We start from the raw sequence: 23369 nt of genomic DNA on the forward strand, positions 1-23369 counted from the left end.
AGCCTCCGCCCACCCACACTCCGCCCCGGGACCACATCGCCGGGCTGACGCGCGCGGGCGTCTCCGAATCCTTCGAGGACGTGGCCTTCTGGAGCGCCAGCGGTGACAGGGCGCTGTAGCGGAAGCGGGACTCCTTCCCCACCAGCGCGAAGTCCGGGTACTGGATCCGCAGCGCGCGTTGCCCCTGGTTCTCCAGGCGGACGTAGACGGGGGTGATGCGGCGTTCCAGGTCGGACGGTGAGCCCTTCCACGCCGAGCCGTCCGCCGTCAGCCGCACGCCCTCTGTCTCCGTGATGGCGCTGCTCTTGCCGTCCTGGAGGATCCCCGCCTCCGGCGTGGGCCGCAGCTTCGTCTCCGCGGCGCAACCCGCCATCAGGCTCAACGCCAAGGCCCCCAGCCCCAATGCTCCTCGCATCGCATGCCTCCTCGTACTTCAAGGTAGGGCATGCGGCGTTCAGGAGACGACATGCCCCGCGCCAACCCGGAGGACGGGCGGGCTGCCGGGGCCCCTACGGCTGGGGCGTCACCGGCTCGGCGGCGGTGGCGGGCCACGAGGGCGCCGTGACGAAGTCCCACGACTGGTGACGCGCCCAGGTCTCGAAGGTCTGCCAGCCCACGCCCAGGTAGTTGTTGCGCAGGGTGAGGATGTCCGCGTGGTAGCCCACGCGGTCCAGCCACTCGAACATGGCGGCCAGGTCCTCGCTCTGCTGCTGGAGCTGATCCAGGGGGATCTGCTCGTAGTGGATGCGGTGGCCGCCCACCATGGAGAGCAGCGCGGCGGCCTGCTGGCCCGTCACCTCGTCGGAGGCGACCTCGATGCGCTCGCCGATGAACCGCTCCGGGTCCCCCAGCACGTGCATCGCGAAGCCGGCCAGGTCCTCCACCGCCACCATCTGGAGCCCGCGCGTCGCGGGCAGCCCCAGCATCAGCTTCCCCGCCGCCAGCATGTCGCGCGTGGGCGGGTGGAGGAGGTTCTCCATGAAGAAGGTGGGGGCCAGGATGGTGAAGGGCATGTCCCGCCGCCGCAGGTACAGCTCCACGGCGTGCTTGCTGTCGAAGTGCGGGATGCCGGTCAGCTCCGACGCGCCCGCCACGGACGAGTAGACGAAGTGCCTGACGTTGGAGCGCTTCGCCGCGTCCGCCAGGTTCTTGCCGTGCTGGATCTCCGAGTCCACGCCGCCGCCGCCGAAGGGCGTGGCCATGGCGTAGACGGCGTCCACGCCGCGCATGGCGGCCTCCAGGGAGACGGGGTCGTCGAAGTCGCCCAGGGCCAGCGTGACGCCGGGCCTGCGCAGGGCGCGGGCCGAGGGGGCGTCCACGTCCCGGACCAGCGCCACCACGTGATGCCCCCGGTCGGCGAGCTTGCGGAGGACGGCACCGCCCTGCTGGCCGGTGGCGCCAGTGACGAGCACGGTGATGGAGAAATCCACGGGCATGGGTTCAGACCTCCGGACGCGACGTGTCACGGAAAGCTGGAGACGCCCCGTTCCGTTGGCGAGGCCTGGAAGCCGCACTGTCCGCCCCCGAGCACAGGCTCCCGAGGCAGGCAGGCGACCGTCAGGGAGGGGCGAGGGGCGTGGCATCCTCCCAGCCCCATGAGCAAGCGTGACACCCCCCCGCCCTCCGAGCTGGTCTCCGCCGCCCAGGCGCTCGACGCCGAGCTGCTGCGCTTCGAGGCGCTGTCGGAGCAGCTGAAGGAGGCGCCCCTGACGTCGGAGAAGCACCTGGAGCGAGCGTCGAAGACGCTCAAGGACCTGGCGGACCTGGACGACGCGCTCCGCCTGCGCGTGGGCGCGCTGGTGCAGGCCATCACCGGGGTGCGCACCCGGCAGCAGACGCAGGCGGACGCGGTCAACCTGCGCGCGCAGGAGCTGCAACAGCGCACGGAGGTGTTCAAGGACCTGCTCACGCGCTACGGCGCGCTGGGGCAGAGCGCGGCGGACCTCAACGGGCGCATGCAGGAGTTCTCCGCCCTGCGTCAGCAGGCCACGCGCACGGCGGAGGAGGACGCGCGGCTGACGGAGGTCTTCACGTCGCTCCAGGCGCGCATGGCGGAGGTGGCGGACGAGGCGGCCACGCTGTCCGGCGCGGCGGAGGAGGCGAAGTTCTCCGACATCGGCCGGCAGGCGGAGTCCCTGCGCCAGCAGCTGCTCTCCGCGCGCAACAAGCTGGGGCTCTTGCACCAGAGCCTGTCGAAGTGAGCGCGGGGCTTCAGCTGAGGTAGGTGGGCTCGAAGTCGTCCGGGCTGTCGATGGGGCGGCGTCCGGAGAAGCCCGCCTTCAGGTCGTGCCAGTGCGCCACGGCGTCCTCGCCGTAGCGCCAGCACAGGTAGACGGGCTCCTCGCCGCGCCGCGCGTGGAAGTCCACCAGGCCGTCCGCGCCCTTGATCTCCAGCCCCATCTCCTGGAGCGGGCCCAGCTCTCCGCGGATGCGCTCCAGCAGCTGGTCGCGCTCCTCGCGAAAGGAGCGCACCTCGGGGGTGTCGGGTGGGGCCTCCGGGCCGTCCAGCACCTCCGCCAGCTTCTGCACGCGCTCCACCCAGGGGCGCACGCGCCCGAAGGTCTTCGTCAGCAACGGCACCAGCCGGCTGGCCTCTTCCACGCTGAAAAAGCGCATCGAGGGGACAGCATGCAGTGGGAACCCTCCGCAGGCCACCCCCTTCCCGGTGGGGAGGGGAGGGTGTGTCACGGCGGTGTCGACATGTCTGAAACACGTCAGCCGTTGGAACGGCCGGTCACCCGCGTCGCAGTGATGACAGGTTTTCCAGGAGCCAGCGCCAGGCGGCCTCGCGCAGGGGGAAGGCGGCCTCGCGCGCGAGGAAGTCGGGGGTGTGTTCCGCGGCGCAGCGGCCGGTCCCGTCGTCGGCTTCCTGGCTCGCGTCGGTGGCGGCGAGGTCCGCGTGGAGCAGGGCGTGGAAGACGAGGTAGTCCACGACGAAGGCGGGCACGGTGGGCCGGTCCAGCGCGGGGTGGACGCGGACTTCACGCAGGCGCGCGTCGTAGCCGCCCAGGTGGATGGTGCGGCGGGTGCGGCGGCCGGGGCGGCGGGCCCAGCCCACCTCCACGGTGTGCACGCGTCCGTCGAAGTATGCCGCGTCGAGCCGGGCCTGGACGGCCTGGAGGTCGAAGCAGCGGCCGCGCGTGCGCAGGGGCGCGCCGGGCCTGCGTTCCCGTCGCACCTGACCGTGGTGGGCGTGGCTGAAGGCCTCCAGCACCTCGCGGGCGGCGGTGTCGCCGGCCACGTAGAGGGCCAGGGCGCGCACCACGGGGTCCGGTGCGTCCAGGAAGAGGTGGTGCAGGCGCAGGCGAACGCCTTCAGGGAGGCGGCGGTAGCTCACCAGGGTGGCGCGGTTGTCCGTGAGGCGCAGGTGCACGGGCAGGCCCAGGAGGGCGGACACGCGCCGGGCCAGGTCCGCGGCCCGGGGCAGCGCGTCCTCGCGAGACGGCAGCCGCGAGCGCTCCGGTTCACGCCCGGGCGCCGGGGCGTCGAACATCGCCAGTTGTCCGGGCGGCGGACGCATGCAGGGAAGGTAAGCCCTGGGCCCGCCCGCTGGCCAGGAGGATGCGTGGCGCCGTGTCCGGCGTCCTACGTGGGCTTGATTGGCCGTCACGCCTTCGGCAGCGTCTGGTACCGGCCCGCGAGCGACGCGAGCACGGCGAGCAGCTCCCCGGGCTCCACGGGCTTGGGCACGTGGCTCTGGAAGCCGGCGCGCAGCACGCGGGTGCGGTCCTCGGAGCGGGCGTAGGCGGTGATGGCCACCGCCGGGGTGCGGCCTCCCTGGGCATCCGGCAGCGCGCGCACGCGCTCGATGAAGCCGTAGCCGTCCGTGCCCGGCATGCCGATGTCGGAGACGAGCACGTCCGGGCGTTCCGCCTGGACGACCTGGAGCCCCTCCTCCGCGGAGCCCGCGGTCACCACGTGGGCGCCGCTGTCCTCCAGGAGCGTGCGCAGCAGCTCGCGCGCGTCCTCTTCGTCATCCACCACGAGCACGCGCACGCCGCCCAGCTCCGGCGGTGGAGTGGGCACGCGGCCCGGCGCGGGAGGCCGCGGCGACGGGGGCATGGCGGGGTCACGCCGCTGCGTGACGGACAGGGGCAGGCGCACGGTGAAGGTCGCACCCCGGCCCTCGCCGTCGCTGGCGGCGGAGACGGTGCCGCCGTGCATCTCCACGATGTGCCGCACGATGGACAACCCCAGCCCCAGTCCGCCCGTCTTGCGCGTGGTGCCGCTGTCGGCCTGGCGGAAGCGCTCGAAGACGTGGGGGAGGAAGGCCTCCGGGATGCCCTGGCCGGTGTCCTCCACGGTGAGCTCCACGCTGGAGTCCCGCCGCGCCACCAGCAGCCGCACGTGGCCGCCCCGGGGCGTGAACTTCACCGCGTTGGACAGGAGGTTCCACACCACCTGCTGGAGCCGGTGCGGATCCCCCATGACGCTGCTGGAGGTGTCCACCGTGGCCCGCACCTGGATGCCGCGCGCGTCCGCCGCGGGCCGCACGGACTCGAGCGCCTGCTGCACCACCGAGGACAGGTCCACCGGCTCCACGTCCAGCTTGAGCTTGCCGGACACGATGCGGCTGACGTCGAGCAGGTCCTCGATGAGCTGTCCCTGCGCGCGTGCGTTGCGCTCCATGGTCTCCAGCGCGCGTTCGCGGCGGGGCTCGGGCAGGTGGCCGGTGCGCAAGAGCTGCACCCAGCCGAGGATGGCCGTGAGCGGCGTGCGCAGCTCATGGCTGACGGTGGCGAGGAACTCGTCCTTGAGCTGGTTGGCCTCCTCGGCCTCCCGGCGCGCGGCGCTCTCGCGGGCGAGCAGGGCCTCGCGTTCGTCCTCCGCCTGCTTGCGGTCGGAGATGTCGATGACGCTGCCGACGTAGCCCAGGAAGTGGCCCTCCGCGTCGATGCGGGGCGAGCCGGTATCGACGGCCCACCGGTAGTGGCCGTCCGTGCCGCGCAGCCGGTAGTCCAGCCGGAAGGGCCTGCGGGCGAGGTTGGCGTCCACGAAGATCCGCTGGGTGCGCTCCAGGTCGTCGGGGTGGATGGCGTCGAACCAGCCGAAGCCCAGGCCCGTGACCTCGGTCTGGCCGGTATAGGCATACCAGCCGCGGTTCATGTACGTCGTGGAGCCCTGGGCGTCCGTCACCCAGAGCATGACGGGGGCGTGGTCCGCCATGTTGCGGAAGCGGGCCTCGCTGTCGCGCAGGGCCTCCAGCAGGCGCTCGCGTTCCTGGGCCACGGCCTTCTGTTCGGTGATGTCGCGCGCGGCGGCGTAGACGATGCCCAGCTCCGGCACGGGGCGTGAGGCCCACGCGAGCCACCGGTAGCGGCCATCGCGCGTGCGGAAGCGGTTCTCGAAGCGCAGGGTGGGGATGCCCTGGGACAGCTTGTGCAGCTCCGCGAGGGTGGATTCCTGGTCGTCGGGGTGGACCCAGTCCATGAACGGGCGTTGGTAGAGCTCCTCCTCGCTCCAACCGAGCACGTGGACGAAGTACGTGTTCACGCGCTTGAAGTACCCGTCCAGGCCCGCGACGCTGAACATGTCCGGGGACAGCTGGAAGAAGCGCTCGCGTTCCTCGTCCTCCGCGTGGCGGCGTTCGGCGCTGTCGAACGTGAAGGGGATCGCGGCCTGGGCCAGCGCGTTGTCGATGCAGGTGCAGAGCGCGCGCAGTCGCGGCAGCGGCACGTCCACGTCCGCGCGTTCGGCCCGGGCGAGGATGCAGTCGCGCAGCAGGGCGTATTCGCGCGTGAGCAGGGTCACGTCGATGCCCAGGCGCAGGCGCTGGCGGCCGTGTGCACTGGCGGCCTCGTTGTGGTGGAGCGGGGGGAGGCTGCCGGGGTCCTCCTCCGCGCTCATGAGCGCGGCATGGAGCTCATCGAGGATGGGGGGCAGGGCGTCGATGATCTGCTCGCGTGACAGGCGCAGGGTGGCGAAGAGGGGAGACACCCGGGCGACCCAGTCCTCCACGAGCGCTTCGCGGTCGGTGTCCAGCAGCTCGGCCAGGGATGCCGGGGGCTTGCCCCTCGTGGGCGTCGGCCCTTCGGAGGAAGGGCCCCGCTCCTGTGAACCCGACGCGGTCATGAATGGCTTTAGAGGTGCGGCGGCCGGGCGCGCATGGGCAGGGGCGGGAAGCGCGGCCCTTCCCTCCTTGCCTGTGCGCTTGTCAGGCAGGATTGGCGGACCGCTACAGCCCCAGGTACGTGAGCAGCGCGCCCAGGTCCGCGTCGGACAGGGCCTCCGTGCTGTAGGGCGGCATGTTGCCTCCCACTCCGAAGAACGGTCCGTGCCGCACCTTCTCGATGACGACCTGTGCGTGCGGGATGCCCGGGAAGAGCCGGTCGTAGTCCTGCGTCACCTCCGGCAGCACCGACGCCAGCTCCGTCAGCCGGCCCTCGCCCGTGTGCGTCGCGCCGTGGCAGTTCTGGCACGCCGCCCGGTACACCGCCTCGCCGCGCGCGGCCTCGCCCGGGGGCACGTCCTGGATGTCCTTCACCACCGTGAACGGCAACGCGGACGCCTGCGCATCCGGGCTGATCCGCGACAGGTACTCATACAGCGCCCGCGAGCGCGGATCCTCCACCTCCAGCTTCGTCACCCCGCGCATGAAGTTCAGGTAGCAGAAGTTCACCGCGTCCAGCAGGCGCGTCTCAGCGCCGCCCCACCAGCTCGGCCTCGCCGCCACGTTGTACAGCGTGTGGCCTGAATCCATGCGCCCCGCTGGCGCCTCTGGCGTCGCCACGTGGCACGTCGCGCACGAGAAGCGGTTGAACGTGCTCTCCGACAACCGCGCGTCCTGGAACAACTCCTCACCGAAGTCCGCCGCGGCCTTCGGCTCCGCTTCGCCGCCACACCCGGCCAGCACCCCCACGAGCAGCGCCGCCACACCCCCACGCAGGCCCCTCACGGCTGCCCCCGCAGCAGGCTCACCGAGTCCGGGAAGATGCCCATCTTCACCGTGGACACCACCGTGCCCTCCGCCAGGTCCACGACGTGCAACGTGCCCGGGCCAATGTGGTCCCCTTCGCAGACCGCCAGCCCGTGACGCTCGTCCGGCGTCAGCATGAACTGGTGCACGTTGAGACACCCCGCCTGCGACAGCTGCACCGTGCGCAGCACCGTGGACGTCGCCGCGTCGATGACCGCCACCGCGTCCTCCTGCTGATAGGGCAGGTACAGCGTGCGCCCGTCCCGCGTGAACGCACCGAACATGGGCGCGCCGCGCAGGTACACCGTGCGCTCCGGGTTCATCGTGCGCGTCCCGGGCTCCAGCACCTGCACCTGCTTGCTCGCCAGCGAGCTGACCCACACGTCCCCCGTCGTGGGCGACACCGTCAGCGCGTACGGCTGATGCCGCGGATTCACCGCCGTGCCCGAGCCCGCCGCCACCTTCACGCGCGTCACCGGCATGCCCGCCGCGGCCAGGTCCACCACCGCGACCTCGTCCGACCAGCAGGCCACGTACGCCGTGCGCTCATCCGCGGACAGGCGCACCGCGTGCGGCGCGGGGCACACCTTCACCCGCGCCTTCACCGCCATCGTCTCCGCGTCGAGGATGGCCAGGCGCGCGACCATGTCCTCCTCGGACCCGCCCTGCCGCGCCACGTCCGCGATGCGCAACAGGTCGAAGTGCGTCTGGTACAGCGTGCGCCCATCCGCGCTGACGATGACGTCCCCCGGGTTGCGGTCCACGCGCGCGGACGCCACCAGCCGGTTGTCCTTCGCGCTCAGCTTCAGGCAGTACCCATCCGCCGTGCCCGTGCCGTGCGCACCATGCGGCCCCGAGCCGCCACCCGGCACGTAGTTGGAGATGCCGACGTAGTAGAAGTCCCCAGCGGGCGACACCGCCGTGTGGTGCGGCCCCTCCAGCTCCACCGGGTTGAGCCCCACCGGCACGCGCGCCAGTTCGCCCCAGCCCGGCGTGCCCAGCCCGTCCATCTCCAGCAGGCTCATGGAGTCATCCAGGCTGTTGGTGACGACCAGCCGCCCGGCGGGCCCCGGCGGCGGCAGCGTCGTACCTCCCCGCGTCCACGGGGCTGGATCCGCGTACGTCAGCGCCGGCACCTCCAGCGCGCCCTCCGCCTTGAGCTCGCCGTCATTGCACGCCGCCAGCGCCAGCGCGCAAAGCCAGGCCGCACGCCTCACTTCTCCCTCCCCATCGTGAAGGGCACCGGCGCCCCCAGCGTGTAGGGGCCCTCCGTGATGCGGTTCTGCACCAGGTACGCGCTCTCCACCTGCACCGACAGCGCCTTGCCCGCCGCGTCCTTGACCGTCCGCCAGGAGCCATCATCCAGTTGCCACTGCAACTCCGATGTCAACACCTGCGCGATGGGACACTCGCGCCCCTGCGCGTAGACCTTCACCCAGTACAGGTCGCCCGTGTACGGCGGCAGGTGGGCCTCGGCGGTGGGCAGCACCCAATGGCCCAGCCACGCGAGCACCGAGCGCTTCGGCTCGCGCGGGTGGCCTTCCAGCAGGGGTGACGTGCGGCCCGGACGCTCCAGCGACGCGCGCAGCGGGGACGTCCACTGGAACAGCGGCGCGGCCTCGGACGGCCCGTACGTCTGGCCGGACTCTGGCGACACCAGCGTCACCGCCCGCGAGCTGTCCTGGGGCTGGTTCCTGGCATCCACCAACGTGCGCCACGCCTCGTCCGTGGCGCCGCCCGCGTACAGCGGCTCCTCGCACTCGGTGGCCTGGGTGTCGTCATCGCCGTTGCACGCGCTCAGGGCCAGCAGTGCGACGGCGGCGGTGCTCCACGGCAGGGACGTCTTCATCGGCTTCATGGGCATGGGTCCTCGCGCCGCCGGCCGCGACGCAACAAGGGAAGGAGCAACAGCGGAAGCAGCGTGCCCGCGGGCGCGGCGGCGCAGCCGGAGGACGGCTTCGGCTTCGGGTCCGCGGGAGTGCCCGCGTCCTCCACGGGCTTCACGCCAGCATCCGGCACGCCCGCGTCCGGAACACCGTCCGGGTAGAGCGGCGCGCCAATCGTCTCCGCGACCTGGGGCCAGCGCGACGGGCACAGCTCCCGCACGGGCGTGCCCACCGGGCACTGATGGCTGCCTTGAATCTGTTCCAGGCTGAAGAGCGGCTGCCAGGTGGTGCCTTCGTCATCGCTGCGCGCCAGCGACCAGTCATGGAGCCACGGCGAGCCGCAGCCGTAGAGGACCTCCCCCACGCGCGTCACGCACGCGTTGCCGGTGGGCAGCTCCAGCTTGGAGAAGGCCCCGCCCTCCTGGCTGCGGAAGAACGAATTGTACGTGGACACCCACGCGGTGCCGCCGTCCGCGGAGACGTCCATGTTGACGAAGACGTCGTCGATGCCGGCGCCCGTGCGAGCGGTGAAGGTGCGCCCGCCGTCCGTGCTGTGCAGGATGTGCGTGGCGCCCTGCGCGGACACGCGCGCCCAGACGCCGTGCGGCTCCACCGGATCCGTGGCCGTCACCACGAAGTCGAACGGGCGCACCAGGTCCGGGAACGTCTGGGGCAGCTCCTCCCAGGTCTCGCCCGCGTCGTCGCTGCGGAACAGGTACATGTGCTGCGTGTCCGACGCGGACACGTAGAGCGTGCGCGGATCCGCCGTCGACACGCGCACGGCGGAGAAGAGGACGCCCGCGCGCTGGAGCGCCAACGGCCGCCACGTCTCTCCGCCGTCCTCCGAACGGAACACCCCGTTCGTCGCCGTCGTGGAGCGGCCCGTGGCCACGTACATCACCGCGTCATCCGAGGGGTGCACGGCGAGCCCCGTCACCCAGGTGTCCTTGAACGCCGGGTGCGACGACCACGAACACGCGCCGTCCTTCGAGGACAAGAGCGCGTTGCCGGTGGCCGCCAGCAGCTCCCCTGTGCCGCGCCAGACGAAGGACTCCGGGCGCCAGCCGCCATACCCCATGGCATCCGGACACACCCAGCGCCACGTCCGCCCGCTGTCGCGCGAGATGACCGCGCCGAACGTGGCCCCCACGAAGTAGTCCTCCGGGTGGCCCTTCCTCAACGTGACGTTGGACGTCTCCGGCAGGCCCGCGTGCGCCCACGCCGCGCCCGTCCCCAGGAGGACGGCCACCGCGGCCATCCTCCAACCCCCCGTGATTCGTTGTTTTCGCATCCGGCGCTCCGGGGCAGGCCTCATGGCCCCCCCACGATAACGCCCGGCCCGCGCCTGGATAGCGGTGCGTGGAGCCTGCTCAGCAGCGGAGCAACCGCGCGCTCACGGCTCCTGTCACGGCTCCTGGGACGGCCGGTCCAGGATGGTGAGCGTGGCGACCCCCACGTTCGCCGTGAGGCCCGACGGTTGGACGCAGGCCGCCAGCGTGGTGAGGGTGGGCACGGCGGTGACCAGGCGCACCCCGTGGCCCGAGTGGCGCCCGGACCCGATGGTCCCCTCGGACGTGAAGACCCGCATGGCACCATCCGCACGAACCTCCACGCGGTCCAACCGCACGGAGGACTTCTCCCCGTTGGACCACATCACCGTAGCGATAGAGGCCCCGCCCGTGTTGCCGATGCACGTCGCGCGCTTCAGATGCAGCGTTTCCAACCCCACGGCCGTCATCACCACGCCGTCGTTGACGGGGCAGCCGTTGAACTGGAGCGACTCGCGCTGGACCGTGTCCCGGGGCGTCGTGAGCAGCAGGCCGGGACGGTAGGCCTGTTGGAGCGACCCCGAGCAGACCACCACCGGCGCCTCCCCCAGCGTCCGCGCCGCGTCCTTCATCGACGCCGGCAGCTCCGACTGGGCCAGCGCCTCCTCACCCCACACCGCGTCATCCGCCGGCTCCGCGTCCTCTTCCGCGCCCACGGCCGGCGCCTCGGCCTGCACCGGCGCCTCGGCCTGCACCGGGGCTTCCGCCTGCACCGGAGCTTCGGTGTGCGCCAGCGGCTCCGGCTCGTTGGCGCCGGCGGCTCCTGACGCGAGCAGCAACAGGCAGCCGCCCCGCGCAAGGAGGTTCAGCGCGCGGCGCGGGTGGGACGACTCCAGGACCTTGAGGGAACGGAAAGGAACGGGATGTGACGTCATGGGGGAAGACACCTTGGGTAGGAGTCCCTGGGGAAGGGATGCCAGAAGGTGGGGAATCCCTCTCACGCAAGACAGCCCCCCTGAAGCGCAGGGTGATTGCGGCCCCCAACCTCTCAGGTTCCGCGCATTCAATTCGCGCGGTGGACAGTGTGTTCACGGTGCGTTCAATGCCTGCCGCTTTTGCCCGCGCTGGCTGGCTTTCCCTGTTTCAGGATGCTACGGAATCAGGGTCCCGGACCCAGGCGTGGACTTCCTTTGTCCGCCAGGGCGTCCGGGGGGAACGACAAGGCCGTGACTCCAGACGATTCGAATGCGAGCGACGTGGCCGTGGGGCCTGGTTCCAGCGTCACGCGCGGGGTGTGGGCGCGGGTGATGAAGGGCGCGGTGGGTGAGGCGGTGCGAGCCTACGAGGCGATGGGCGCGGGGCACCGCGAGCGGGTGCTGGAGGAGGCGCTGGTGGTGCCCGCGGACACGCGCACCCGGCTGGTGGAGGTGCTGCGGCAGGCGCGCGACTTCGCGGGCGCGGCGCGGCTGTTGGAAGCGGATGGAGACGACGCGGGCGCGGCGCCGCTGTACGAACAGGCGGGAGCGCCGCTGCTGGCGGCGGAGGCGTGGCTGAGGGTGGGGGAGCAGGCCCGCGCGGCGGCGGCCTTCGAACGCGCGGGTTCGCTGGAGCAGGCGCTGTCGCTGTACCAGGTGGTGGGCGCGCGCGAGTCGCTGGCGCACCTGCTGGGCCGCATGCACCGGCCCATGGAGGCGGCCCAGGTGTTCCGGGTGCTGGGCAACGCGCACGCGGAGCTGGAGATGCTGCGCGCGGTGTCCGTGGACGACGCGCAGCGGCCAGAAGCGGTGCTGCGCATGTGCGAGCTGCTGGAAGCGGAGGGCGCGACGTGGCGCGCGCTGGTGCTGCTGGCGGACGGCATCAAGCACGCGACGGGGTCGGGGCTGCTGCTGCTCCAGGCGGAGCAGGCGCGGCTGCTCCAGCAGCTGGGGCTCGCGTCGGCGCCGGAGGGCGCGGCCGCGGCGGAGAAGGCGCCGCCGGTGGTGGATGGCTATGGCTATCTGAAAGCCATTCCCATCTTCGATGGTCTGTCTTTGGAAGACATGCGCGACCTCTACCGCCTGGCCCGGCCCATGCTGCTGCCGGCGGGGACGACGGTGCTGGAGAAGGGCGCGAAGGGCATGGGCCTGGTGGTGCTGCTGGAGGGCATGGTGAGCGTGTCCACCGGCCCGGGCCGGGACGCGCGCCAGCTCAACATGCTGGGGCCGGGCGCGTTCCTGGGGGAGATCTCCCTCATCCTCGACGGACCGGTGTCCGCGCACGTGCGCGCGCACACGGTGGTGCGCGCCCTGCGCGTCACGCGGACGGACTTCCAATACTTCCTGGAGACGCACGAGGCCGCGGCCCTGCGCATCTACCGCCTCTTCACGCAGAGCCTGGCGGAGCGCGTGCGGGATTTGAGCAGCTGAAACCACCCCGGGCGGCTGTCCCGGGAGGAAGACCGTTCCGGGTGTGACAAGGGACACCCCGCCAAGACCTCCGAACGGATGCGTGCGCCGCGCGGCTGGGTTACAGAGGCCCGCATGGCGGACTTTCCACACGCACGGTCCCTGAAGGCCCAGGCGGCGACGCTCGCCGCCGAGGGGAAGCTGGAAGCGGCGCTGGCCGGCTACCAGGACGCCCTGCGCGCGGAACCGGGAGACGCGGAGGTCCACCAGCGCGTCGCCGAGCTGCTCGAGTGGCTGGAGCGCACGCCGGAGGCCGCCCATGCCTACGACGACGCGGCGCTCGCCTGGACCCGCGCGGGAGGGCTCTTGCGCGCGGTGGCCGCCTCGGTGCTGTCGCGAGGCCTGCGCGGCGCCCGGCCGAAGACGGTGCGCACCCTGGCGGAGCGCTTCGCCCTGCCGCCCGGCGCGCTGGCCCCGACCTTCGCCTGGGTCTCCGACGGCAAGGACCCGGGCGTGCCCGTCCTGTCCGGCGTGGGGCGTGAAGCCTTCGTGGCGCTCGTGGAGGCGCTGGAGGTGCGCGCCTTCTGGCCGGGCCAGCGCGTGGTGGAGGAGGGACAGCCGGGCGATTCGATGTTCGCGTTGGTGGAGGGCCGCGTGGAGGTGGCGCGGCGGGTGGAGGGCAACGCGCGGCAGGTCGTCGCCACGCTGGGGCCGGGGGACTTCTTCGGCGAGGTGGCGCTGGTGTCGGAGGGGCCCAGGCTGGCCAGCGTGGAGGTGCGAGAGCGCTCCGTGCTGCTGGAGTTCAAGCGCCAGTCCCTGGCCCGCGTCAGCGCGGCGCACCCGGAGGTGGACGCGGCGGTGCACGCCTACTACCAGCGCCGGCTGGTGGACAACCTGCTGCGGACCAGCCCCCTGTTCACCAACCTGTCGCCCGCGCTGAAGCAGGCGATGTCGCGCGAGTTCGACCTGCGCGCCGTCCCCGCGGGTCAGGTGCTCCTCACGCAGGGGCAGCCGGGTGACGCCTTCTACCTGCTGCTCCGCGGTCAGGTGCAGCTGTCGCTGGAGCAGCCGGGCCGCATCGTGTTGCTGCCGGAGCTGCGCGAAGGCGACGTGTTCGGTGAAATCTCCCTGCTGTTGGACAAGCCCGTGTCCGCGACGGTGCGCACGAAGACGCCTTGCGTGGTGTTGCGCCTGGAGCGCGCCGCCTTCGAGCGGCACGTCGTGAGCCAGCCCGGCCTCAAGGGCCTGCTCATGCGCATGGGCACCGAGCGCCTCCAGCAGACCGCGAAGGCGCTGTTCGTCTGACGCGTCAGGCTTCCGCGTCCAGCTGCACGGGGTGCTCGCGCAGCCAGTCCTGCGCGCGGCGGATCCGCCAGGCGCCCTCCGCGCGGCCTTCCTTCTCCAGCAGCTGCCGGTACGGCTCCAGCTGCTCCGGCGTCCACGCGGGCAGGGCCTTCAGGTCCGCGAGCGCCACCATCTCCTCCGCGCTCCGTCCCCGGGCCTCCTGACGCGCGGTGAGCAGCGCCGCCAGCACCAGCCGCGCGGGCTCCGCCTCGAAGGCGATGGCCGCGTCGGTGAGCCACTCACGCGTGGGCTCGTCCGCCGCCGGGTCCTTGGCCCCCGCGCGCATCCGCTCCAGCATCCCTTCCAGGAACTCCGGGTCCACCGCGCCCTTCACCGCGCGCAACAGTCCGGCGATGACCTGCCGCCGGCCTTCGGGGTCCTTGGGCTGGGACTTCATCGCGCGCAGGGGCTCCCACAGCACGCAGGTGAGCCACAGCTCCTCTTCCGGGGAGAAGACGGACGGCGTGGCGGGGTCGCGCAGCTTCGCCTCCACCCGCTGCGCGCGCTCCTTCGCCTCGCGCGAGATGCGCTCCACCAGCGCGGGGTCCGCCTGCACGTGCTTCACCAGCGCGTCCAGCTCGCCGGCCTCCGCCTTGCGCAGGGCCTCCGCGGCCTCGGGCGTGAGGGCCTCCGGCTCCATGTCCGCGATGAGGGACTCGTACTTGCGCACCACCTCCGCGTGCTTCTGGCTCCACTCGCGGAACTGCACGTCGAAGACGACATCCAGCACCGGGTTGTCCTCCGGCCGCACCTTGCCCGTCTTCTTCGCCGCCGTGGCCAGCAGCGCGCCCACGCACAGCGCCCGCCGCTCCTCCGGCGTGCGCCCGCCCTTGGCCACCTGCGCGAGCAGCCCCGCGCCCAGCTTCTCCTGGAAGCTTCGCGTGCCCAGCTCCCGCACCACGCCCACGCGCAAGCTGTTGCGCGCCTGCATCGCGTCCAGGCCCTCCTGCGCGGCCAGCTTCGCGAGCGCCTGGCCCACGTGGTCGCTGAAGGCCTTGTCGTCGTAGCGCAGCCCCGGCTGGGCCCCCGCGGCCTGGAGCAGCACGCCCAGGTGCTCCAGCGCCTGCGACAGGCGGGACACGTCCGCGTCACCCAGCAGGGCCATGGCGCCCTCCAGGTCCTGCTTCAGCGGATGGGCGGGGGCGGTGGGAGGCGGCGCGGCTTTCGCGCGGTCCTCGGCGGCGTGACAGGCCTTGTACTTCTTCCCGCTGCCACAGGGGCACGGGTCATTGCGGCCGGGCTTGGAAGGGCTCACGGCCCGGCACCGTAAGCGAAAGCGCCCGGCCCTTCCATGAACGGAAGGAGCCGGGCGCCCCGGTGCTTCAGGAATTGCTCAGCGGGTTACTGGGGGTTGAAGCCCAGCGTCAGGCCGAACACGTGCGCGGAGCCGGAGTACGTGCCCGGGATGCCGGGGGCCGTGCTCTGCTTGTCCGACAGCGCGACGAACTGGTAGCCCAGGTCCGCGCGGAACGGCCGGAACTGGTAGCCCACGCCCACCGTCGCCTTGATGCGGTTGGCGTCCGGCAGGTCCGGCGTCAGCGTGTTGTTGGGGCTGGGGGACGGGTCGTACACGAGGCCCGCGCGCACCTGCAGGGCCTCCGTCACGCCGTACTCGGCGCCCAGCGAGTACTTCCACTTCGCGTGCCAGCGCTTGGGCAGCGGGTTGTCGATGGCCGGGTTCTCGAAGTGGATGGCCAGCTCCGCGAACGAAGACCAGTCCACCCAGCTCGCGTCGAACGCCACCAGCAGGTTGCTCAGCGGCCGGTACGCCAGGCCCGCCGTCACGGTGGACGGAAGGGTGACGTCCGCGCTCGCGGTCTGGTCCGACAGCCGGCTCTGGAACTCCACCGGGATGTTCTGGAAGTCCGCCTTGCCCTTGAACGCGATGTCGATGGCGCTGCGGTAGTGGAGGCCCAGGTCCAGGTTGTCCAGCAGCTTGGCCTGCACGCCCACGTTGAAGCCGGAGCCCCAGTCCGCGCCACCCAGGTGGATGGAGCCTTCGCTGTTCACGAAGTCCAGGCCACGCGTCAGCTCGATGGTGGCCCGCGCGATGTCCAGACCCGCGCCGAAGCGGAAGCGCGGGTGCAGCTCATACGCGAACGACGGGTTGATGTAGTACGTCGCCAGCGAGGACTCGTAGCCGCGGAAGCGGCCGCTGAAGCCCTCCTCCCAGCGGCTGCGCGCGCCGAAGGGCGTGTACACGCCCACGCCGAACGCCGCCTTCTCGAACGGCTTGTAGACGACGAACAGGTGCGGGGGAGGAGACAGCGTGGTGCGCTGCCCTTCCGCGTCCTGGCCCGGCCGCTGGAACGTGATGCTGGGAAGGATGCCCGTGTCGCCCAGCGTGATGTCCAGCGTCTTCACGCCGACCATGTTGGCCACGTTGTAATAGATGGAGGACGAGTCCTCCAGCCATGCCGTGGCGGCGCCGCCCGCGCCGGTGGCGCGCGCGCCCTGGGTGTCAATCTGGAAGCCCGCGGCCTGGCTGGTACCGGCCGCCAGAATCGCCACGAGGGAGAGTGTCTTTTTCATGGGTGTTTGATTCCTCTCTCAGTGGTTGCCGTTACTGCGCCACGGTGCCGGTCGCCAGGAAGCCGATGATCTGGTCCTGGGCCGCGTTGCGCACGGCCTCCGGAATCTGCGGGTTGTTGAGGAACGCGTGCCGACCGGCCGCCGGGATGGCGCCGATGGCGGCCTCGCCGAACATGTACGTGGCCACCGTGCGCGGAGCATCCGTGCGGTTCGCCGCGTTGATCATCGCCACGGTGTTCGCGTTCGGGATGACCGCGTCGCCCTCGATGTACTGGATGAACGTGCGGTGCACCGCGGGGTCCGTGCCGGCCGCCGCGTTGTTGTCCAGCAGGTAGGCGTAGTTGCGAGCATCCGCCGGGTCCAGGATGGTGCCCGCCAGGCTGATGAACGTGTCGAACGCCGGGGTGCCCGGGTTGACGCCCGCGGAGGCCAGCTGGCCCAGGAACGCGGTGCGCTGCGCCGCGAAGGCGGGCGAGGTCAGCAGCACGCCGGTCAGGTTGCCACCGGCCACGTTGAGCACCGAGCGGCGCACGCGCGGGGACACCCCGGTGGACATGGTGCCCAGGATGCCGCCGAGGCTCTGGCCCACGTAGTCCACCTGGGCCGCGTTCAGCTTCACGGCCGCGTTCAGCTCCGTGCCGGCCAGCACGCGCAGCAGCTGGCTGAAGTCCACCACGTGGTGGCGGAAGTTGTCGCGCGTGGTGAACAGGTTGCCCAGGTTCAGGAAGTTCCAGCCAGAGATGGCCGGGATGCCCTGGCTGTTGCGGGTGAAGTCACCGCCCTCGCACTTGTTGTCGGCCATGCACTGGCCCTGCGACGGGGAGACGATGTTGGAGCAGTACACGTCCGCCGGCACGCCCGCGGGGAGCGTCGCGGCGCTGCAGTCCGCGCGGCCCGCCTCCGTGCGCGCCACGCAGCGGCCGTAGGACAGGCTCGCGGGGTTGCTCTCGCAACGCTGGGTGGACGGGTTGGCGCACGCGCCGTCGTCGCCCACCGTGCCCGTGGTGCCCAGCACCGTGGCGGAGCCCACGCAGCTGGTGCGCTCACCGTGGTAGACGGCGTCCATCGCGACCACCGCGTAGCCCGCGCCGGTCAGCTTGTTGGCCACGCCGAGCACCGAGGTGCGGTTGCTGGTCAGGCCGTGGCCGAACACCAGCACCGGCCAGCCCGAGGAGGGCGCCTCGCCGGTCGGCACGAACAGCATGAACGGGTAGCGGGTGGGGCGCGGCGCGCCGGGGTTCAGCGTGCCGAACGGGCCCGTGAGCAGCCACGGCGTGTTGGCCCGCACCTCGTAGACCGAGTCGATATTGGTGGTCGCGAACCCGGCACCGGCCATCGCCGACTTCACCTGCGACGTGATGGGGAAGATGGACGTGGGCGCCGTGGGCGTCCCGTACACGCCGCCGGGCAGCGCGTACAGCTGCTGCAGGACGGACGTGGTGCTCTGGGTGGTGAACGTCCAGCCCAGGGCGACCTTGGAGCGCGGCAGGCCGGCGGCGGCCAGCGCGTCGAAGTACGGCTTGTGGGCCGCGCGCACGGGCTCCAGCGCCTGCGCGAGCGAGTCCGGCACGGAGGAGATGGTGCTCTTGCCGTTGGCGAACACCGGGTTCGCCAGGCGCATCAGCGCGAACGCCGTGGCCGGGGCGACGTTGCGGCCGCGCGAGTCCTTCAGGTCCGTGGTCAGCGCCGCGCCGTACTGGGTTTCGCCATCCAGCGGCGCCTTCGGGACGATCTGCAGCTGCTGGGGCACGGCGACGACGCCGGCGGTGCCCACGCTGGTGCCGCAGTCACCGGTGTTGTTCACCAGGCAGGGCGTCACGTCCGGCTTGGTGCCCTTGTCCAGGTTGGACAGCTTGAAGAACTTCACGCCCGCGGCCAGGGACGCCGGATCCACCTTGGGGGCCGGACCGTCCGCCGCCTCGCGGAACATGGTGCCGTCCAGCACGCCCTGCGCATCGCCGTTCTCCGTCACGATGGCGCCCGTGGTGGAGAAGCCGTCCAGGGTGTTGAGGCCCGTGAACAGGTCCTGCTGCAGGCCCGGCGTCGTCGGGACGGGGAAGTTCAGGTGCGCCGCCGCGGTGGCGGTCTTCGGCACGCGCAGCAGGTCGTTGGGGAAGGGGATGATGGTGGGAACGCGCGCGGTGGCCGCCAGGTTGATGGTGGCCTCCGGCTGGTTCACGACGCTGAAGGTCCAGATGAGGACGATGTCCTCACGCTTGAACCCCTGCGGCTTCAGGGCCTTGTTGAAGACGTCCGCGTAGCCCCGGCGCAGCTGCTCCAGCTGCAGGGCGCTGGCGGTCTGGTCCGCCAGGCGCTTGGCGGGGTCCGTCTCCGCGGAGGGGATGATCTCCGTGGCCGGGCCGCAGTCCGGCGAGGTCAGGTCCTCGCAGGTGACCAGCGACTTGTCGGAGTTGATGAAGGCCCACGTGGCGGACCCGATGACCGGGTGGCCCGCGGTCGTCTTCAGGCCGTTCTCACCGCCGACGAGCGCCACCGCGTAGCGGGCGCCCTTCGGCCACGCCGGCAGGCCCGTGTTGATGTCCACGGGGGGGATGATGTTGATGAGGTCCGTGTCCTCGTTGTACGCGATGGTCGGCGTGACCGGCTTCGTCGCCAGCGGCGTGCCCGCGTACAGGTCGATGAAGAGGACCGTCTTCGAGTTCACCGTGAACGCGTCCAGGTCCTTCACCTTGGTGTTCGCGATCGCGGACGTCGGGAAGCCGTTGAGCGAGTTCAGGTAGTCGCGCGTGAACTCCTGCTCCGCCGCGGACGCCGCCGGATTGATGGGCGCCTGCACCAGCTTCGTGACCTGATTGATGGCAAGGTCGTTGGGAGAGGGAACCACGGCGGGCGACGCCGAAGGGTCGAACTCCGCGAGGCCGACGTTCGTATTCGGAGCCTCCTGCTCGATTTCCGGCGTGCAGGCAACGGCTCCCAGGGCCATGGCCCCAAGGAACAGCGATTTCTTCATGGTGGGATTCCCCTCCAGCCCAAGGTGAACTGCTGGAAACACGTCAGTGAGTAGCACGCCGTTACCCGGTCACAAAGTGAGAGGGATTGACGCGGCGAGTCAGGTATGGGGTTCCCACGCGTGCACGCGGGTGGACGTCTCACGCGGCGTGCGCGGGAGAGGGGCGTGACGCGCGGAGGAACGCGGCTACGCTGCCGCCCCATGAAACGACTGCTGACTGTGTTGGCGATGACCGTGGCGATGAGCGCGAGCGCGGAGGAGGCCGGAGGCCTGACGTGGAGTGCGCCTCCGGAGTGGGCTGCCCAGCCTCCGCGGCCGATGCGCGCCGCGACCTACAAGGTGCCCGCGGCGAAGGGAGACGCGGAAGACGCGGAACTGGCTGTCTTCTACTTCGGGCAGGGGCAGGGCGGCGCGGTGGACGCGAACGTGAAGCGCTGGGTGGCGCAGTTCCAGAAGCCCGACGGCAAGCCCCTGGAGGACAAGGACGCGAAGACGAAGCAGGAGAAGGTGAACGGGCTGCCCGTCACCACGGTGGAGGTGAAGGGCACGTACGCGGGCGGTGGACCCATGATGGGGCCCGCCACGCCCAAGACGAACTTCAAGCTGCGCGGCGCCATCGTGGAGGGGCCGGAGGGCGCCATCTTCTACAAGCTCACCGGGCCGGAGAAGACGGTGAACGGCGCGGAGAAGGGCTTCCGGAAGATGGTGGAGTCGGTGAAGCCCGCGGCGAAGAAGTAGGGCGGGCAGGCGGATCCGCCCAGGGGCTCCGGAGAAAGGCTCCGGGGCTCCCGGAGGCCGTCGCGGACGTCGGCAAGCGGATTGCTAAGGCCTTCCGGCACACGGCGCCCGAACGCCGAGCACCGGAGGCCTCACGTGTCGATGTGCCGCAGCCCTGAGTTCCAGAACCTCGTCTCCCACGCCATCACCCTGTTCCCGGAGGACACCGTCCTGGGAGCGCTCCAGCAGATGTACCGCCACGGCGTGCACCTGCTGCCCGTGGTGGAGGGGCGTGGCGGCGACCTGTTGGGCGAGGTGACCGAGGACGAACTGCACCGCGTGGCCCGCCGCCGTCCGCTGGCCCGGCTGGCTGAAATTCTGACCGTCAAGGCGCTGGCGGCGCCGGAAGAAACGACCGTGGAGACCGCCGCTCCGCTGCGGCTGGCGGCCTCCAGCGGCTGGCTGCACTGAAGGGCACGCGGTGCCCATCCGTCCCGGGGGAGGGGAAGCCCGGTGGCCCGTCCGCCTGACCGCTGGTGGACACCCGCCCTTGCCGAATGGGCCGGCAGCCAACACCTGCTCGTGTGACTGGCGGCTGTCTGACGACTCGTACTGGCGGGCGGGCTGCAATCCCGGAAGGAGGTCAACAGCCTGTTGGCGGTGCCCCCGGCTTTTCGTCGAGGGCGAGGAGGCGGGTCATGAAGGCAGTGGCGATCATCCTGGCGGCGGGCAAGGCCCGGCGGATGTCCCACCCCAAGGCGCTCATCGAGCACGAAGGGGGCAAGAGCTTCCTTCAGTCGCTGGCGTCCACCTTCGGGAAGGCGGGGTGCGGGGTGCTGGGCGTGGTGGGCAGTGACGAGGCCGCGGTGCGCGAACAGCACCCGAGCCTGGAACTGGTGACGAGCAGGGACTGGGAGAAGAGCCTGCTGGCGTCGGTGAAGGCCGGGTTGGAGGCGGCCATGGCCGAGGACGCGGACGTGATGCTCCTGCACCCGGTGGACATGCCGGCGCTGCGGGTCACCACCGTCAAGTCCATGCTCAAGGACATGGAGCGCGGCGGCACGGAGGGCGTCATGGCCATCCGGCCGGAGTACGACAACGCCACGGGCTGGCCGGTGGTGCTGTCCAGGGGCGCGGCGCGCAAGCTGTTCGAGGCGGAGGGCGAGGACCTGGAGGCGGCGCTCAAGGTGATCAATCCGCGCCGCCTGAACGTGAAGGACCCTGGCGTCATCGTGAACGTCAACACGCCGGAGATCTACGGGCGCGTCTTCAGCACGGAGGTGAAGCTGGCCCCGCCGCCCAAGCGGCGCATGAAGCGCGCGGGCACGTCCAACGGCGCCGGGACGGAGACCACGCCGACGTCCTACGCGGCGTCGTCGGAGGAGTAGCCCCCGACGCGAAAGCTCCCGGGGGCGCGCGGCACGAAGCACCCCGGGAGTTTTTACTTCAGCCTTCCGGCCTTCAGAACGACAGGCCCAGGCCCAGGTAGGGACCGGAGAAGAGGTCCGCGTGCTCCACGCCGTCCAGGTGGCCGCCGTCGTTGAGGTACAGGGTGCGCCAGCCGCCGCGCAGGTTGAGGGCGCCCAGGTGCAGCGCGAGCCCGGCCTGCATGTCCACCTGGCGGTGCGGGAAGGGCACCACCTGGATGCGCGCCTCCACGTCGAAGGGAGACGGGCCGATGCACGCCTCCAGCGACGCGGCGAGGCTGGGGCCCACGAAGATGGCGTCCGGGGCGTGCGCGCTGGCGATGCCGGCCTCCATGCGGAAGCGGCCGCGCTCGGTGGACCACGGTGAGAGGGTCAGGTGCGCGTCCAGCAGCGTCAGCCGGTCCGTGTCGTCCGAGCCGTCGTCCGCGTTCAGCGCGATGCCGCTGACGCGCGCGTCCATGCCCCAGCGCTGGCCGTCCAGGGCCATGAAGAGGTCCAGCGCGCCGCCGGTGTCGCCAAAGCTGTCGCCCTGCACGTTCAGGTGCACCAGCGGCGCGGGCCTGGGCGCGCGGGCGCCCCGGGGCACCTCCGCGCGAGCACGGCGGTGGTAGCTGGACGGGCCGCTGATGAAGAGGACGTCGAACCAGCCCACGCCGATGCCGGAGGAGCGCACGCTGGAGCGCACCGGCGCGTCCGAGGCGCGGCGGCCCACCGGGGTGGCGTGGTGCTCCTTCCTGCCGTCGTCCTTGTCGTCGGAGTCCTTCGAGTCGGAGGTGTTCGGCTTGGAGCGCTTGCCGAAGCGGGCCTCGGCGGGCGCTGACCCCAGCAGGACGGCGACAGCGAGCGCGGCACACAGCGTCTTCCAGAAGCCCACGGCGACCCCTCCTCTTCTTCATGGGCCCACGGGATGGGCCGCGGCATGTGGACGCCTGCTCGCTCGGAATATTCAACCCTCATCACCCCAGGTGAAACCAGGGTCCCCGGGGTGGGGGACGGTGTCCGGAAGGGGGCATGTGCACCCCCGGACACGCGGGCGTCCTAGAAGACGAAGCCGGCGCCCGCGTAGGGGCCCACGAAGCGGTCCACGTGCTGGACGCCATCCACCTGGCCCGCGTCGTCCAGGATGAGCCCGCGCACGCCGCCGCGCAGGTTGAGGGCGCCCAGGTGCAGCGCCACGCCCGCGCTCGCGTCCAGTTGCCGGTAGGTGCCGGCGGTGCCCTGCACGCGCGCCTCCAGGTCCAGCGGGCCCACCACGCAGACCTCCATGGACGTGGCCAGACTGGGGCCCACGAAGAGGACGTCCGGCGCGTGGGCGGTGGAGAGGCCGCCCTCCACGCGCCAGCGCACGCGGTCGGTGGAGACGGGGGCCCAGGTGACGTGCATGGACACCAGGCGGATTTCGTCCGTGCCGTTCGTGCCGTCGTCGGTGGGCAGCGTCAGCTGCGTGCCCTGCACGTCGAAGCCCAGCTCCTCGCCCTCGATGCCCAGGAAGACGTCACCAGCGGTGCCGCCGCCCATGGCGCCGACGTTGAGGCCCATGCGCAGCTGGAGCGGCTGGACGGCGCGCTGCTCCCGGACGGCCATGTCCACGGGCTGCGCGTCGGAGGCTTCCACGGCGACGGTGAGCAGCTCCGCGGCCGCCACGACGGCGTCACCGTAGATGCGCGCGGAGTACGACGGGCGGCTGCGCGCGGGCGCGGTGTAGCAGCAGTCGTCGTCGCGCGAGGGCGCCGGGCGGCTGGGGGCTTCGCGCCGGGACTGAATGGGCGTCGCGGCGTGGACCTTCTTGGAGTCCTTGTCGTCGTCCTTCTTGCTGTCGGAGGTGCCAGACGCCTTCTTGCCGAAGCGGGCCTCGGCGGCGGGCGCGGCCAGGAGCAGGCCGGCGGCGAAGGTGGCGCACAGCGCGGGGCGGAAGGTGGACACG

The 23369-nt window shown here is 71.6% G+C and carries 20 protein-coding genes and 1 pseudogene; 6 read left to right on the forward strand and 15 right to left on the reverse strand.

Annotated elements, in window-relative coordinates; translation table 11 throughout:
* Window positions 1-415: pseudogene (locus D7X32_RS26685) on the reverse strand (hypothetical protein); the annotation flags it as partial.
* A 94-nt stretch (window positions 416-509) separates the two neighbouring features.
* Window positions 510-1436, reverse strand: coding sequence for an NmrA/HSCARG family protein (locus D7X32_RS26690; protein WP_208752544.1), 927 nt, complete (start codon window positions 1434-1436; stop codon window positions 510-512).
* A gap of 159 nt (window positions 1437-1595) precedes the next feature.
* Between D7X32_RS26690 and D7X32_RS26695 the strand changes: the two genes are divergently transcribed.
* On the forward strand, window positions 1596-2201 hold the full coding sequence (locus tag D7X32_RS26695; protein ID WP_120605393.1) for a hypothetical protein: 606 nt from the start codon (window positions 1596-1598) through the stop codon (window positions 2199-2201).
* Window positions 2202-2211: 10 nt separating this feature from the next.
* Here D7X32_RS26695 and D7X32_RS26700 read toward each other — a convergent pair whose 3' ends face one another.
* The 8 genes from D7X32_RS26700 to D7X32_RS26735 form a co-directional block, all read right to left on the reverse strand.
* A complete protein-coding gene (locus tag D7X32_RS26700; RefSeq protein ID WP_120605394.1) occupies window positions 2212-2616 on the reverse strand; it encodes a DUF2203 domain-containing protein in 405 nt (134 codons plus the stop codon).
* A gap of 118 nt (window positions 2617-2734) precedes the next feature.
* On the reverse strand, window positions 2735-3493 hold the full coding sequence (locus tag D7X32_RS26705; protein WP_120605395.1) for a hypothetical protein: 759 nt from the start codon (window positions 3491-3493) through the stop codon (window positions 2735-2737).
* A 113-nt stretch (window positions 3494-3606) separates the two neighbouring features.
* Complete coding sequence (locus tag D7X32_RS26710) at window positions 3607-6072, reverse strand: PAS domain S-box protein (protein WP_120605396.1); 2466 nt, start codon at window positions 6070-6072, stop codon at window positions 3607-3609.
* Between the two features lie 103 nt (window positions 6073-6175).
* A complete protein-coding gene (locus tag D7X32_RS26715; protein ID WP_120605397.1) occupies window positions 6176-6895 on the reverse strand; it encodes a c-type cytochrome in 720 nt (239 codons plus the stop codon).
* The gene (locus tag D7X32_RS26720; protein ID WP_120605398.1) at window positions 6892-8133 is read right to left on the reverse strand and encodes a YncE family protein; all 1242 of its coding nucleotides are present in this window, start codon (window positions 8131-8133) and stop codon (window positions 6892-6894) included. The genes D7X32_RS26715 and D7X32_RS26720 overlap by 4 nt, the downstream gene beginning before the upstream one ends.
* Complete coding sequence (locus D7X32_RS26725; protein ID WP_120605399.1) at window positions 8130-8774, reverse strand: hypothetical protein; 645 nt, start codon at window positions 8772-8774, stop codon at window positions 8130-8132. Before D7X32_RS26725 ends, D7X32_RS26720 begins: the two co-directional genes overlap by 4 nt.
* Window positions 8771-10060, reverse strand: coding sequence for a WD40/YVTN/BNR-like repeat-containing protein (locus tag D7X32_RS26730; RefSeq protein ID WP_244239194.1), 1290 nt, complete (start codon window positions 10058-10060; stop codon window positions 8771-8773). The genes D7X32_RS26725 and D7X32_RS26730 overlap by 4 nt, the downstream gene beginning before the upstream one ends.
* A 147-nt stretch (window positions 10061-10207) precedes the next feature.
* Window positions 10208-11005 carry a hypothetical protein gene (locus D7X32_RS26735; RefSeq protein WP_120605401.1) on the reverse strand — a complete coding sequence of 266 codons (798 nt, stop codon included), beginning with the start codon at window positions 11003-11005 and terminating at the stop codon, window positions 10208-10210.
* Window positions 11006-11260: 255 nt separating this feature from the next.
* Here D7X32_RS26735 and D7X32_RS26740 point away from each other — a divergent pair, with 255 nt between their 5' ends.
* The gene (locus D7X32_RS26740; protein WP_120605402.1) at window positions 11261-12475 is read left to right on the forward strand and encodes a cyclic nucleotide-binding domain-containing protein; all 1215 of its coding nucleotides are present in this window, start codon (window positions 11261-11263) and stop codon (window positions 12473-12475) included.
* 114 nt (window positions 12476-12589) lie between these two features.
* Window positions 12590-13759, forward strand: coding sequence for a cyclic nucleotide-binding domain-containing protein (locus tag D7X32_RS26745; RefSeq protein ID WP_120605403.1), 1170 nt, complete (start codon window positions 12590-12592; stop codon window positions 13757-13759).
* A 4-nt stretch (window positions 13760-13763) separates the two neighbouring features.
* On the opposite strand, the gene D7X32_RS26750 is transcribed toward D7X32_RS26745, so the two are convergent.
* From D7X32_RS26750 to D7X32_RS26760, 3 genes are all read right to left on the reverse strand, one after another.
* The gene (locus D7X32_RS26750) at window positions 13764-15053 is read right to left on the reverse strand and encodes a YecA family protein (protein WP_120605404.1); all 1290 of its coding nucleotides are present in this window, start codon (window positions 15051-15053) and stop codon (window positions 13764-13766) included.
* Between the two features lie 86 nt (window positions 15054-15139).
* Window positions 15140-16330: an OmpP1/FadL family transporter gene (locus D7X32_RS26755; protein ID WP_120605405.1), complete on the reverse strand. Its 1191-nt coding sequence runs from the start codon at window positions 16328-16330 to the stop codon at window positions 15140-15142.
* A 31-nt stretch (window positions 16331-16361) separates the two neighbouring features.
* Window positions 16362-19301, reverse strand: a complete 2940-nt coding sequence (locus D7X32_RS26760; protein ID WP_120605406.1) for a hypothetical protein — start codon at window positions 19299-19301, stop codon at window positions 16362-16364.
* A gap of 201 nt (window positions 19302-19502) precedes the next feature.
* On the opposite strand from D7X32_RS26760, the gene D7X32_RS26765 reads away from it, so the two are divergent.
* From D7X32_RS26765 to D7X32_RS26775, 3 genes are all read left to right on the forward strand, one after another.
* Window positions 19503-20039, forward strand: coding sequence for a hypothetical protein (locus tag D7X32_RS26765; protein ID WP_171448412.1), 537 nt, complete (start codon window positions 19503-19505; stop codon window positions 20037-20039).
* Between the two features lie 141 nt (window positions 20040-20180).
* Entirely contained in the window at window positions 20181-20489 is a 309-nt protein-coding gene (locus tag D7X32_RS26770) for a CBS domain-containing protein (protein WP_120579902.1), read from the forward strand.
* Between the two features lie 227 nt (window positions 20490-20716).
* Window positions 20717-21406 (forward strand): nucleotidyltransferase family protein, encoded by a 690-nt coding sequence (locus D7X32_RS26775; protein ID WP_120605408.1) that lies wholly within the window; start codon window positions 20717-20719, stop codon window positions 21404-21406.
* Window positions 21407-21479: 73 nt separating this feature from the next.
* Here D7X32_RS26775 and D7X32_RS26780 read toward each other — a convergent pair whose 3' ends face one another.
* Both D7X32_RS26780 and D7X32_RS26785 read right to left on the reverse strand, forming a co-directional pair.
* Window positions 21480-22319: a hypothetical protein gene (locus D7X32_RS26780; protein ID WP_120605409.1), complete on the reverse strand. Its 840-nt coding sequence runs from the start codon at window positions 22317-22319 to the stop codon at window positions 21480-21482.
* A 164-nt stretch (window positions 22320-22483) separates the two neighbouring features.
* On the reverse strand, window positions 22484-23368 hold the full coding sequence (locus D7X32_RS26785) for a hypothetical protein (RefSeq protein WP_120605410.1): 885 nt from the start codon (window positions 23366-23368) through the stop codon (window positions 22484-22486).
* Between the last annotated feature and the right edge of the window lies 1 nt (window position 23369).

Origin of the sequence: Corallococcus carmarthensis (genome assembly GCF_003611695.1) — a bacterium.
GTDB lineage: Bacteria > Myxococcota > Myxococcia > Myxococcales > Myxococcaceae > Corallococcus > Corallococcus carmarthensis.

Bases quoted from the DNA above. Each gene is read 5' to 3' on its own strand.
- D7X32_RS26690 (WP_208752544.1), bottom strand. From the start codon at position 1,436: ATGCCCGTGGATTTCTCCATCACCGTGCTCGTCACTGGCGCCACCGGC.
- D7X32_RS26695 (WP_120605393.1), top strand. From the start codon at position 1,596: ATGAGCAAGCGTGACACCCCCCCGCCCTCCGAGCTGGTCTCCGCCGCC.
- D7X32_RS26700 (WP_120605394.1), bottom strand. From the start codon at position 2,616: ATGCGCTTTTTCAGCGTGGAAGAGGCCAGCCGGCTGGTGCCGTTGCTG.
- D7X32_RS26705 (WP_120605395.1), bottom strand. From the start codon at position 3,493: ATGTTCGACGCCCCGGCGCCCGGGCGTGAACCGGAGCGCTCGCGGCTG.
- D7X32_RS26710 (WP_120605396.1), bottom strand. From the start codon at position 6,072: ATGACCGCGTCGGGTTCACAGGAGCGGGGCCCTTCCTCCGAAGGGCCG.
- D7X32_RS26725 (WP_120605399.1), bottom strand. From the start codon at position 8,774: ATGAAGCCGATGAAGACGTCCCTGCCGTGGAGCACCGCCGCCGTCGCA.
- D7X32_RS26730 (WP_244239194.1), bottom strand. From the start codon at position 10,060: ATGGCCGCGGTGGCCGTCCTCCTGGGGACGGGCGCGGCGTGGGCGCAC.
- D7X32_RS26735 (WP_120605401.1), bottom strand. From the start codon at position 11,005: ATGACGTCACATCCCGTTCCTTTCCGTTCCCTCAAGGTCCTGGAGTCG.
- D7X32_RS26745 (WP_120605403.1), top strand. From the start codon at position 12,590: ATGGCGGACTTTCCACACGCACGGTCCCTGAAGGCCCAGGCGGCGACG.
- D7X32_RS26755 (WP_120605405.1), bottom strand. From the start codon at position 16,330: ATGAAAAAGACACTCTCCCTCGTGGCGATTCTGGCGGCCGGTACCAGC.
- D7X32_RS26760 (WP_120605406.1), bottom strand. From the start codon at position 19,301: ATGAAGAAATCGCTGTTCCTTGGGGCCATGGCCCTGGGAGCCGTTGCC.
- D7X32_RS26765 (WP_171448412.1), top strand. From the start codon at position 19,503: ATGAAACGACTGCTGACTGTGTTGGCGATGACCGTGGCGATGAGCGCG.
- D7X32_RS26770 (WP_120579902.1), top strand. From the start codon at position 20,181: ATGTGCCGCAGCCCTGAGTTCCAGAACCTCGTCTCCCACGCCATCACC.
- D7X32_RS26775 (WP_120605408.1), top strand. From the start codon at position 20,717: ATGAAGGCAGTGGCGATCATCCTGGCGGCGGGCAAGGCCCGGCGGATG.